This is a genomic window from Cyanobium sp. N5-Cardenillas (assembly GCF_024345515.1).
Taxonomy (GTDB): Bacteria; Cyanobacteriota; Cyanobacteriia; order PCC-6307; family Cyanobiaceae; genus Cyanobium.
This window is the reverse complement of sequence record NZ_JAGQBG010000104.1, coordinates 1-10576: the sequence shown is the minus strand read 5'-3', so window position 1 is coordinate 10576 and position 10576 is coordinate 1. Positions and strand designations below refer to the sequence as shown.

Genomic DNA, 10576 nt, shown 5'->3' with positions numbered 1-10576 from the left:
ATCGCCTGCAACTCCTCCAGGATCGAAGCCAGCAGCTGCTGGGTGGCTGTGGAGGGGGAGTTGAGCACCTCCACCGTCACCTCCTTGATGCGCAGCACGTCGCGGGCGAAACGGGCCACCTCGTGGGGGTGGAAGACGAGGGGCTCCTTCTGATCGCTGCGGTACTCGGGATTGAGTTTGCGGGGGTTGAAGGGGGGGTTGAGGTTGCGGGGATCGGTGTTGGTGTAGCGATACACCGAGGCACGGGATCGGTTCAGGGAACGCTGCACCTCGTCTATGCCGATGAGGGTTTCGGCATCGGCGCCGGGCTCAGCCTGCAGGGTCTGGGGCGGCGACGGAGCCTCTGAGCGCTCCACCGAAGCAGCCAGGGCCCCCGTAGCAGTGGGGCCGCCCACGGGTGAACCGGCCTGGGCAGGGTGAGCGAGCATTGAGACTGGTGTTGGACACACTGGACTAGCGGCTGACCATAGCAGAGTTTTTTGCCTGCGGCTGACCCCGCACCACGGGAAAGGCCGTTGCGGCGACTCACTCTTCGCCCCCTGCGCTGCCTGGCTCCGTGGGCCTGCGGTGATAGCGTCCAGCGCCGATCCGGACTTTCTCCATGCGCGTCTCCCGCCTGATGCTGGTGACGCTTCGGGACGACCCGGCCGAAGCGGAGATCACCTCCCACAAGCTGCTGCTACGGGCGGGCTACATGCGGCGGCTGGCGCCTGGAATCTTCGCCTACCTGCCCCTGCTGTGGCGGGTGCTCCAGAAGGTCTCCGCCATCGTTCGTGAGGAGATGGCGGCCATCGACGCCCTCGAAACCCTGCTGCCCCAGCTCCAGCCGGCCGAGCTCTGGCGACGCAGCGGCCGCTGGGACGGCTACACCGCCGGGGAGGGGATCATGTTCCACCTGGTCGATCGCCAGGATCGCTCCCTGGGGCTCGGCCCCACCCATGAGGAGGTGGTCACCGAGCTGGCGGCCGACCTGCTGCGCTCCTACCGGCAGCTGCCGGTCTGCCTCTATCAGATCCAGACCAAGTTCCGCGATGAGATCCGGCCCCGTTTCGGCCTGATGCGCGGTCGCGAATTCATCATGAAGGACGCCTATTCCTTCCATGCCGATGAGGCCTGCCTGCGGCGCACCTATGCCGCCATGGACGGCGCCTACCGGCGCATCTTCGAACGCTGCGGCCTGCGGGCCGTGGCGGTGGAGGCCGACAGCGGCGCCATCGGCGGCTCCGCCAGCCAGGAGTTCATGGTCACCGCCGAGGCCGGCGAGGACCTGATCCTGGCCAGTCCCGATGGCCGCTATGCGGCCAACCAGGAGCGGGCCGTCTCGCTTCCGGCTGTGCCGGTCCCCATGGAGGCCGGCGCCTGCCGGTCCCTGGCCACGCCCGCCCAGAAGAGCATCGAGGAGCTCTGCAGCGCCCATGGCTTCGATCCCACCCAGACCCTGAAGGTGCTGCTGCTGCTGGCCCGTTTCGCCGCGGCGCCCCCACGGGGGGTGCTGGTCTGCCTGCGGGGCGACCAGCAGCTCAACGACGTCAAGCTCGCCAACGCCGTGACGGCCCGCTGTCCCGACGCCGGTGCCCTGCTGGAGATCGTGCCCTTGCTGGCCGACCATCTCTGGGACCCCGTGCCCTTCGGCTTCCTGGGCCCCCATCTGGAGGACCAAGCCCTGCGCCAGGGCGAGAAGCGCCCTGCGGCGGCGGCGCCGCTGCTGCGCCTGGCGGACCCCTCCGCCGCCGACCTCGAGGCGTTCGTCTGCGGGGCCAACCGCGTCGACGAGCACCTAGTGGGGGCGCGCTGGGGCGAGCTCTGTCCGGTCCCTGAGGTGGTGGACCTGCGCTCGGCCCAGCCTGGTGACCGCTGCCTCCACGATCCCTCCCAACGGCTGGAGGCGGCCCGGGGCATCGAGGTGGGCCACATCTTCCAGTTGGGCCGGAAGTATTCCGAGGCCCTGGAGGCCCGCTTCACCAACGAGGCCGGCAGCGAGGAGCCCCTGTGGATGGGCTGCTACGGCATCGGCGTCTCCCGCCTGGCCCAGGCCGCCGTGGAGCAGCACCACGATGCCGACGGGATCCGCTGGCCCGTGGCGATCGCCCCCTACACGGTGATCATCGTGATTGCCAGCAGCCAGGATCCGGTGCAGGTGGCCCTGGCGGAGGAGCTCTACGAACGGTTGCGTACGGGTGGGTGCGACGTGCTGCTCGATGACCGCCCCGAACGGGCCGGGGTCAAATTCAAGGACGCCGACCTGATCGGCATCCCCTGGCGGCTGGTGGTGGGTCGCGCCGCCGGCCAGCGCACGGTGGAGCTGGTGGACCGCAGCGGCGACACGGGCAAGCGGGAGCTGGGCGCCGACGCCGCCCTCGACCACCTGCTCGGGCTGCCGGGTGCATCCCCGTAGGATTTCTCCAGACGCCGTTCCTTCCTTGGTCGCCTTTCTGCGCCGCAGCCTGCTCCGTCCCTTTCTGGCCCTCGGCCTGTGTCTCTGTCTCGGACTGAGCGGTTGCAGCCAGGCCACCGCCGGTCTCAGCGGCAACTATGTCGATGACACCGTCAGCGTGGCCCAGACCCTGCTGACCACCATCGCCCTGCCCCAGGAGGACCCGGCCCACCAGGAGGCGGAGCTGCAGGCCCGTCAGCTGATCAACGGCTACACCGCCCTTTACCGGCCCCGCCAGGACATCCACGGCCTGGCTTCCTTCACCACCATGCAGACCGCGGTGAATTCCCTGGCGGCCCACTACGCCGGCTACGCCAACCGCCCCCTGCCCGATGCCCTGCGCAGCCGGCTGGAAAAGGAGCTCAAGAAAGCTGAAGCTTCCGCGGTGCGCGGGGCCTGAACCTTTGACGAAGGGGACCCCGATCTGAGAAGCTCTCCCCTTGTGCTTAGAAGCGGCTACGGGCCGCTGTTTCCTTGGCCAATGTTGTCGTCATCGGTGCGCAATGGGGTGACGAAGGGAAAGGCAAGATCACCGATCTGCTGAGTCGCTCCGCCGATGTCGTGGTCCGCTATCAGGGCGGGGTCAACGCCGGGCACACCATCGTCGTCGAGGACCGTGTCCTCAAGCTCCACCTGATCCCCTCCGGGATCCTCTATCCGGACACCATCTGCCTGATCGGATCGGGCACGGTGGTGGATCCCAAGGTGATGCTGGGCGAGATCGACACCCTGCTGGAGCTGGAGATCGATGTCTCCGGGCTGAAGCTTGCCTCCACGGCCCACGTCACGATGCCGTACCACCGGCTGCTGGATCTGGCGATGGAGCAGCGCCGGGGCGACCGCCGCATCGGCACGACGGGCCGGGGTATCGGCCCCACCTATGCCGACAAATCCCAGCGCAACGGCATCCGGGTGATCGACCTGCTCGATCCCGACTGCCTGCGCGATCGTCTGCTCGGCCCCTTGGCCGAGAAGAACGACCTGCTCGAGAAGGTCTATGGGATCCCCGGCCTGGATGCGGACGCGGTGATCGAGGAGTACGCCGCCTACGGCCGCCGGCTGGCCCCCCACGTGGTGGATTGCACCCGCACCATCCATGAGGCGGCCCGGGCCCGGAAGAACATCCTCTTCGAGGGCGCCCAGGGCACCCTGCTGGATCTCGACCACGGCACCTACCCCTACGTCACCTCCTCCAACCCCGTGTCGGGGGGTGCCTGCATCGGCGCCGGCGTGGGCCCCACCCTGATTGACCGGGTGATCGGTGTGGCCAAGGCCTACACCACCCGGGTGGGTGAAGGACCCTTCCCCACCGAACTGGAGGGCAGCCTCAACGACCACCTCTGCGACCGGGGCGGGGAATTCGGCACCACCACCGGCCGGCGTCGCCGCTGCGGCTGGTTCGATGGGGTCATCGGTCGCTATGCGGTCCAGGTGAATGGCCTCGACTGCCTGGCGATCACCAAGCTCGACGTTCTCGATGAGCTGGACGAGATCCAGGTGTGTGTGGCCTACGAACTCGACGGCCAGCGGATCGACCACTTCCCCAGCAGTTCCGACGAATTCGCCCGCTGCCGTCCGGTCTTCCGGAGCCTGCCGGGCTGGCAGTGCTCCACGGCCGAGTGCCGCGCCCTGGAGGATCTGCCCCCCACCGCCATGGCCTACCTGCGCTTCCTGGCCGAGCTGATGGAGGTGCCGATCGCCATCGTTTCCCTCGGTGCCCAGCGGGACCAGACGATCGTGGTCGAGGACCCGATCCATGGCCCCAAGCGGGCCCTGCTCAGCGTCTGAGCTCAGGCCTGCGCCTCCCCATCCCCCTGTCGCCCCTCCCTTTGACAAGCACCGCCAAGCGCTTCGACGTCGTCGGCATCGGTAACGCCATCGTCGACGTCCTCGTCCAGGCCGATGACGCCTTCCTCGGGGCCCACGGCCTCACCAAGGGCACCATGGCCCTGGTGGACGAGGAACAGGCTGAGCGGCTCTATGCCAGCGTCGGCGCGGGGCTCGAGACCTCCGGCGGTTCGGCGGCCAACACCCTGGCCGGCATCGCCCAGCTGGGTGGCCAGGCGGGCTTCATCGGCCGGGTCAGGGACGACCAGCTCGGGGCGATCTTCGCCCACGACATCCGGGCCGTGGGGGCCAGCTTCGAGACCCCTCCGGCCAGCAGCGGCCCCTCCACCGCCCGCTGCCTGATCCTGGTCACCCCCGATGCCCAGCGCACCATGTGCACCTACCTGGGGGCGTCGGTGGGCCTGGATCCCGCCGACCTCGACCTGGACATGGTGCGCCAGGCCAAGGTGCTGTATCTGGAGGGCTATCTCTGGGACAGTGAGGAGGCCAAGCGCGCCTTCATCGCCGCCGCCGAGGTGATGCGCGCCAGTGGCGGCGAGGTGGCTCTTTCGCTCTCCGATGCCTTCTGCGTCGAGCGCCACCGCCAGAGTTTTCTGGAGCTGGTCGACGGCCACGTCGACGTGCTGTTCGCCAACGAGACGGAGATCACCGCCCTCTACGAGAGCGACAGCTTCGAAGCGGCCGCCGACCAGGTGCGTGGCCGCTGCAAGCTGGCGGCCCTCACCCGCAGCGAGCGGGGCTCCCTGCTGCTCAGCGGCGACACCACCCTGGCGATCGAGCCGTTCCGGCTCGGCCCTCTGGTGGACACCACCGGCGCCGGCGATCTCTACGCCGCCGGCTTCCTTTACGGCCACACCCGCGGCGAGATTCTGGAGCGCTGCGGACAGCTCGGTTCGCTCTGTGCCGGCCAGGTGGTCACCCAGCTGGGCCCCCGTCCCCAGGCCTCCCTGCCGGAGCTGGTGGCCCGCCACCTGGGCTGAGCGGCAGCGGCTCCAGCAACCAGCGCCCATAGGAGCCTGCACTGCTGGCCTGCCAGTGGATCCACTCCGGTGTGTCGTAGCTGTGCAGCTCCAGGAGGCTGCGGCGCAGCGCCTCCAGCTTGCCGGTGCTGGTCTTGAGCAGCAGCTGCACCTCCTCGCTCCGCTCCAGCTGCCCCTGCCAGCGGTAGAGCGACACCACCGGGTGCAGGCTGACGCAGGTCACCAGGCCCCGCTCCAGCAGTGCCAGGGCGAGGGCCTCGGCCCGCTCCCGGTCGGCTTCGGTGGTGAGCACCAGGCTCACGGGGATCGGCTCGGCATCAGGCATGGGGGCCACTCTGGCCCAGGCGTTGCAGCAGTTCCTCCAACGGCAGGGCTTCCGCCTGGCCAGGCTCCGGGGGGCGCTCCAGCAGCAGCAGGCGCAGACCCAGTTCGGCGCAGATCCGGTGCCACTGGGCTTCGTTGGCGCCGCCGGAGCGGCGGCACAGCACCGTTTCGATGCGCCAGTGGCGGCAGAGGGCCCGCTCGATGCGGCCGTCGCCGCTGGGTCGCAGGGGGGCCAGTCGCCCCGGCGGCAGTCCGGCGGCCAGGGCCAGCGCCAGGGCTTCTCCGTGGGGCAGCAGGCGGGCGTGATGCAGGGCCTGCGGCGCCGCCGCCACGGCGTCGCCCAGGCGGCGGGCGCCGATGGCCAGCAGCACACGCTCGCCTGGCCGACAATGGGCGCCCAGGCTGGCCACATCGCCCAGGACCCCGGCGCCGGTGGCGTTGAGATCGGGCCGCTTCAGCCGCAGCAGGGGCTGCCCCTGGGCCGGGCAGGTGAGGGCGAGGGCGGCGCTGATGCGGGTGGCGAAGGGGTGGGTGGCATCGATCACCCAGGTGTACGGCTCGCCCCGGCGTCGGGCCTCGACCAGTTCGGCGGCCACCCCCGCCTCCGGCCCCTGCAACGCGCCGATCGCCCCCACCGCCAGCTCCTGTTGGGGGTGGGCGCCGTAGGCCAGGGCGGCGGCCCGGCTCACCACGGACACCTTCAGATGCCAGCCCCCAGCCAGCAGCTGCTGCGCCAGAGGGGGGCCCTCCCCGGTGCCGGCGATCAGCCAGATCCTGCCGCCGTGGGGAGGATGGTTCAGGATGGTGCCTCCCATCTTTTGGTGACGGCGTGAATCACTGCTTGCTGGAGGTGGAGGTCCTGGAGGCGCCCCAGGTGCGTTACACCCAGGACAGCCAGACGCCGGTGGCCGAAATGGCCGTGCAGATCGAGGGGCTGCGGCCCGATGACCCCCCTGGCCAGCTGAAGGTGGTGGGCTGGGGAAATCTCGCCCAGGACCTCCAGAACAGGGTTCAGGTGGGCCAGCGGCTTGTCCTCGAAGGTCGGCTGCGCATGAACACCGTCACCCGGCAGGACGGGGTCAAGGAGAAGCGGGCCGAGTTCACCCTGGCGCGGCTCCATCCCCTCACACCCAGCGCGGCTGTCCCCCAGGCCCAGAGCCAGGCACCAGCGCCTGCCCCCCAGCCGGCGCCCCGTCCGTCCGCCGGCCCAGCGACCCCAGCGCCGCGCCGGGCGCCGACCCCGGCCCCCTCGCGCCCCGCCAGCGTCGCGCCGGCCGAGGCGGCCGCTCCCGTCTGGGACACCTCCCCGCTGGTGCCCCTTGGCGACGACGACGACGACATTCCCTTCTGATCAGGGCCCTGATCCTGCTTCAGAGCCGTTCGCCGGCCTGGTCGATCAGCTGACCCAGCTCCCTCTCCAGGGCCGCCAGATCGAGTCGCCATGGGCCCCAGCGCCCACTGTCCAGCTGGCGCAGCAGCCAGAGCCGGTCCTCCCCCAGCTGGGCGAGCAGTTCGGCCGTCGAAGGGGCCGCTGCCGCGCTCCAGGGGCTGCCGCCGGCAGCGCCGGACTCCTCGCTGCTGGCGGTGGGGACGTCGCTCTGGTGGTCGGGATGGCTGGCCATGGGGCTGGCGGGCGGCCTTGGGGGCTCCATCCTGCCCCCCGCTGCTGGACAATGGGGCGATGCAAGCGTTTCTCTCCCCCGGCAGCCTGGTGACCGTGGCTGGTGCCGTGCTCACCGTGATCGGCTCGATCGCCTACGTCACCGACAGCCCCAACATCAGCCTGGCCGGCGTGTTCTACGGCGTGCCGATCCTGCTGGGGGGGCTGGCCCTGAAGTCCTCCGAGCTGCCACCCGCCGAGCGCCTCACCCCCGCCGCCCAACTGCGCGATCTGCGTCAGTTGCCTGAGAACGAACCGCTGCGCAAGCTGCTGGCCGACGTCACCCGCTGGCGCTACGGCCAGAAGGCCCACCTGGAAAGTTCCCTCGAAGCCCTCAAGCTCTGGGATGAGGACTCCCCTCCCCAGCTGCTGGCCGTTGAGGAGCTGGAGGCCAGCGGCGGCTACGGGCTGCGTCTCACGATCGAGTGCCAGGGGGTGCCGTTTGAGCGCTGGCAGGATCGGCAGGACCGGCTGGGCCGTTTCTTCGGTCCCGGCCTGGCCGCTGACCTGCAACAGGCCGGTCCTGGCCGCCTGACGCTGAGCCTGCTGCCGGCACCTGCCACCTCCGACCCGTCCCTTGCCGCCCCCGTCCCTTGAGTCCCGATCGGCACATCAGTTCGGAAGACACCCTGCGGGTGTCCGTGCTCAGTGAGGCGCTGCCCTACATCCAGCGTTTCGCCGGCCGCCGCATTGTCATCAAATACGGCGGCGCCGCCATGGTCCGTGAAGACCTGCGTGAAGCGGTCTTCCGCGACGTGGCCCTGCTGGCCTGCGTCGGTGTCCAGCCGGTGGTGGTGCACGGAGGCGGACCGGAGATCAACCAGTGGCTGGAGAAACTGGCGATCCAGCCCCGCTTTCAGGACGGTCTGCGGGTCACCTGCCCCGACACCATGGATGTGGTGGAAATGGTGCTGGTGGGCCGGGTCAACAAGCAGATCGTCAACGGCCTCAATCGGGTGGGGGGCCGGGCCGTCGGTCTCTCCGGCAGCGATGGTGGACTGGTGCAGGCCCGCACCATGGGCGATGGCACCCTCGGCGTGGTGGGGGACGTGGCGCGGGTGGACCCCTCGTTGCTCTCCCCCCTGCTGGCGGCCGGCTACATCCCGGTGATCTCCAGCGTGGCCCCCAACGCCGATGGCCTGGCCCACAACATCAATGCCGACACGGTGGCCGGGGAGCTGGCCGCGGCCCTGCAGGCGGAGAAGCTGATCCTGCTCACCGACACCCCCGGCATCCTGCGGGACCGCAACGCCCCCGCCAGCCTGATCCGCGAGCTCAGCCTGTCGGAGGCCCGCCAGCTGATCGCCGAAGGTGTGGTGGAAGGGGGCATGACCCCCAAGACCGAATGCTGCATCCGGGCCCTGGCCCAGGGGGTCAAGGCGGCCCACATCATCGATGGCCGGGTGGCCCATTCCCTGCTGCTGGAGGTGTTCACCAACGCCGGCATCGGCACCATGGTGGTGGGCAGTCCCGGCCTGCTGCATGCCTGAGGATCCGCTGGCCGAGGCCCGCTGGGCCCTGGACCGGGGCGAGTACGGCCAGGTGCTGCGGCTGCTGGAACCCCTCCAGGAGGAGCGTTCGCCGCTCACCGCCGCCGGTGCCGAGCTGCGCCTGCTGATGGCCACGGCCCTGATGGGCCAGGGCCGCACCGACCAGGCCGCCGCCTGCTGCCGCAGCCTTGTGCGCTGCCAGGACCCGAACCTGCGCGCCCAGGCCAAGGCGCTGCTGATGGTGCTTGAGGCCCCGGAGCTGCGCCGCCCCAGCAACTGGTCGCTCACCCTGCCGGATCTCACCGGCACCACGCCCCTCGAGGGGGTCGGGGACGGCGTCAGCCGGCGCTCCCGCCGCCGACCCGAGCCACCGCCGCCGCCGCCGGTGGGCCCCCCCCGGGCCCCGGTGGGATTTGCGGTGGTGGTGGCGGTGGTGCTGCTGCTGCTGGCCTCCCTGCTGGGGGGCTGCATGGAGGTGCGCACCGAGCTGCGCTTCGACGGACCCGGGCGCCTGCAGGTGAGTCATCAGCTGCGCAGCAACGCTGGCCCGGAGAGCCCCTGGCAGCGGCGCTTCGTCGCCGCGCTGGAGGGGCACGAGCCCCAGCTGGCCTCGCCCGGTCCCTTCCACGGGCGGGGGGGGAGCGGCGACCAGCTCATCTCCACGCCGGTGTTGCCGGCGCGCCAGGCGCTCGCGGCCCTGACGGGCAGCCTGGAGCTGGCCGGCCAGCTCAGTGGTGTCGCCCTGGCCGCTCCGGTGGTCCGCTGGGAGGAGCGCAACTGGCTGGTGGGTGTGCGCCAGCACCTGCTGCTGGAGCTCGATCTGCAGCCGCTCGAGGGGATCCCAGGACTGGATCTGGCGCTGGTCCTCGCCCCGGTGCGGCCCGCGGCCGTGCGGCAGGCGGCTCCCGCCACCCCGGTTCAGGCTCCTCCGGGGGATGGCAAGGGGCCCCTTCAGCTGATCTGGCCCCTGCAGCCGGGCCAGCTCAATGTGCTGGAGCTGCGCTGCTGGCGCTGGAGCGGCCTGGGGTTGGGGGCGACGGCGGTGGGCCTGGCCCTGCCGCTGGTGCTGGCCCTGCAGGCGATCCGGCGCAGGCTGGGCTTCGGCCTGCCCGAACTGCCGGCCTGACACCGGGCTCAGAGCTCCAGCGGGTCGGGATCGATCGTCAGGCTCACCCCCGGGGGCAGGGCCTGCCGCAGCTCGCCGTCGGGGGGCAGGGGTAGCGTCGCCGTGCCAGCGCCATGCAGGAGCAGTTGCCAGCGGCTGCGGCCCGCCACCCTGGCCACCGGGGCGGGCGCCGGCCCGATCAGCACCCAGCCGGCCCGCTCCACGGCCGGCCGGATCCGTTCGGCCAGGGCGGCGGCGGCGGTGGCGGTGCCGCTGGCGGTGGGACCGGCCAGCCGCAGCAGGCAGGCCCGACCGAAGGGCACCATGCCGCCCTGGCGTCGCAGCTCCAGTTCCTCCGCCAGGAAGGCCCCGTAGCGGCCGTCGACCAGGTGCCGGATCACGGGATGGTCGGGGCTGTAGGTCTGCACCAGCACCTCACCGGGTCGTTCGCCGCGGCCGGCCCTGCCGGCGAGCTGCAGCAGCAGTTGCAGGCACTGCTCCGAGGCCCGCAGATCCGGCCGGTGCAGCAGGCCGTCGGCCGCCAGCACCGCCGCCAGCGTCACCCGGGGCAGGTCCATCCCCTTGGCGAGCATCTGGGTGCCCACCAGCACGTCCGCCTCGCCGGCCGCGAACCGTTCCAGCAGGCGGCGGTGGCCATCCCGGCCCCGGGTGGTGTCGCGGTCGAAGCGGATCAGCCGCAGGCCCTCCAGCTCGGTGGCCAGCTGCTCCATCACC

12 protein-coding genes and 1 pseudogene are annotated in these 10576 nt (G+C 71.0%); 8 read left to right on the top strand and 5 right to left on the bottom strand.

Annotated features, from left to right (window positions below; genetic code table 11):
- Positions 1 to 320: pseudogene (locus tag KBZ04_RS09590) on the bottom strand (resolvase); the annotation flags it as partial.
- Positions 321 to 601: 281 nt separating this feature from the next.
- Between KBZ04_RS09590 and KBZ04_RS09585 the strand changes: the two are divergent.
- The 4 genes from KBZ04_RS09585 to KBZ04_RS09570 all read left to right on the top strand — a co-directional run bounded on the left by KBZ04_RS09585 (position 602) and on the right by KBZ04_RS09570 (position 5262).
- Positions 602 to 2395 carry a proline--tRNA ligase gene (locus KBZ04_RS09585; RefSeq protein WP_254991723.1) on the top strand — a complete coding sequence of 598 codons (1794 nt, stop codon included), beginning with the start codon at positions 602 to 604 and terminating at the stop codon, positions 2393 to 2395.
- A 25-nt stretch (positions 2396 to 2420) separates the two neighbouring features.
- Positions 2421 to 2834 carry a photosystem II protein Psb27 gene (psb27, locus tag KBZ04_RS09580; RefSeq protein WP_254991722.1) on the top strand — a complete coding sequence of 138 codons (414 nt, stop codon included), beginning with the start codon at positions 2421 to 2423 and terminating at the stop codon, positions 2832 to 2834.
- Between the two features lie 74 nt (positions 2835 to 2908).
- Positions 2909 to 4222 carry an adenylosuccinate synthase gene (locus KBZ04_RS09575; RefSeq protein ID WP_254991721.1) on the top strand — a complete coding sequence of 438 codons (1314 nt, stop codon included), beginning with the start codon at positions 2909 to 2911 and terminating at the stop codon, positions 4220 to 4222.
- A 41-nt stretch (positions 4223 to 4263) separates the two neighbouring features.
- Complete coding sequence (locus tag KBZ04_RS09570; protein WP_254991720.1) at positions 4264 to 5262, top strand: adenosine kinase; 999 nt, start codon at positions 4264 to 4266, stop codon at positions 5260 to 5262.
- On the opposite strand, the gene cutA is transcribed toward KBZ04_RS09570, so the two are convergent.
- Positions 5198 to 5587, bottom strand: coding sequence for a divalent-cation tolerance protein CutA (gene cutA, locus KBZ04_RS09565; protein ID WP_254991719.1), 390 nt, complete (start codon positions 5585 to 5587; stop codon positions 5198 to 5200). The two genes, KBZ04_RS09570 and cutA, sit on opposite strands and share 65 nt — an antisense overlap.
- A complete protein-coding gene (locus KBZ04_RS09560; RefSeq protein WP_254991718.1) occupies positions 5580 to 6401 on the bottom strand; it encodes a precorrin-6A/cobalt-precorrin-6A reductase in 822 nt (273 codons plus the stop codon). The genes cutA and KBZ04_RS09560 overlap by 8 nt, the downstream gene beginning before the upstream one ends.
- A gap of 14 nt (positions 6402 to 6415) precedes the next feature.
- Between KBZ04_RS09560 and KBZ04_RS09555 the strand changes: the two genes are divergently transcribed.
- On the top strand, positions 6416 to 6937 hold the full coding sequence (locus KBZ04_RS09555; protein WP_254991717.1) for a single-stranded DNA-binding protein: 522 nt from the start codon (positions 6416 to 6418) through the stop codon (positions 6935 to 6937).
- A 19-nt stretch (positions 6938 to 6956) separates the two neighbouring features.
- Here KBZ04_RS09555 and KBZ04_RS09550 read toward each other — a convergent pair whose 3' ends face one another.
- Entirely contained in the window at positions 6957 to 7208 is a 252-nt protein-coding gene (locus tag KBZ04_RS09550) for a hypothetical protein (protein WP_254991716.1), read from the bottom strand.
- Positions 7209 to 7267: 59 nt separating this feature from the next.
- Here KBZ04_RS09550 and KBZ04_RS09545 point away from each other — a divergent pair, with 59 nt between their 5' ends.
- From KBZ04_RS09545 to KBZ04_RS09535, 3 genes are read left to right on the top strand one after another with little or no spacing between them, the layout of a single operon-like run.
- Complete coding sequence (locus tag KBZ04_RS09545; RefSeq protein ID WP_254991715.1) at positions 7268 to 7843, top strand: DUF2854 domain-containing protein; 576 nt, start codon at positions 7268 to 7270, stop codon at positions 7841 to 7843.
- Positions 7840 to 8736, top strand: a complete 897-nt coding sequence (gene argB, locus KBZ04_RS09540; RefSeq protein ID WP_254991714.1) for an acetylglutamate kinase — start codon at positions 7840 to 7842, stop codon at positions 8734 to 8736. The genes KBZ04_RS09545 and argB overlap by 4 nt, the downstream gene beginning before the upstream one ends.
- Positions 8729 to 9862, top strand: coding sequence for a DUF3153 domain-containing protein (locus tag KBZ04_RS09535; protein ID WP_254991713.1), 1134 nt, complete (start codon positions 8729 to 8731; stop codon positions 9860 to 9862). The genes argB and KBZ04_RS09535 overlap by 8 nt, the downstream gene beginning before the upstream one ends.
- Positions 9863 to 9870: 8 nt before the next feature.
- Here KBZ04_RS09535 and KBZ04_RS09530 read toward each other — a convergent pair.
- Positions 9871 to 10576 (bottom strand): helicase-related protein (locus KBZ04_RS09530; protein ID WP_261351033.1); only part of this gene is annotated, 706 nt, incomplete at its 5' end.

What these genes read in the sequence shown, in the direction of transcription:
- KBZ04_RS09560 (WP_254991718.1), bottom strand. Translation starts at nt 6,401, where the DNA reads ATGGGAGGCACCATCCTGAACCATCCTCCCCACGGCGGCAGGATCTGG.
- KBZ04_RS09585 (WP_254991723.1), top strand. Translation starts at nt 602, where the DNA reads ATGCGCGTCTCCCGCCTGATGCTGGTGACGCTTCGGGACGACCCGGCC.
- KBZ04_RS09545 (WP_254991715.1), top strand. Translation starts at nt 7,268, where the DNA reads ATGCAAGCGTTTCTCTCCCCCGGCAGCCTGGTGACCGTGGCTGGTGCC.
- KBZ04_RS09535 (WP_254991713.1), top strand. Translation starts at nt 8,729, where the DNA reads ATGCCTGAGGATCCGCTGGCCGAGGCCCGCTGGGCCCTGGACCGGGGC.
- KBZ04_RS09550 (WP_254991716.1), bottom strand. Translation starts at nt 7,208, where the DNA reads ATGGCCAGCCATCCCGACCACCAGAGCGACGTCCCCACCGCCAGCAGC.
- cutA (WP_254991719.1), bottom strand. Translation starts at nt 5,587, where the DNA reads ATGCCTGATGCCGAGCCGATCCCCGTGAGCCTGGTGCTCACCACCGAA.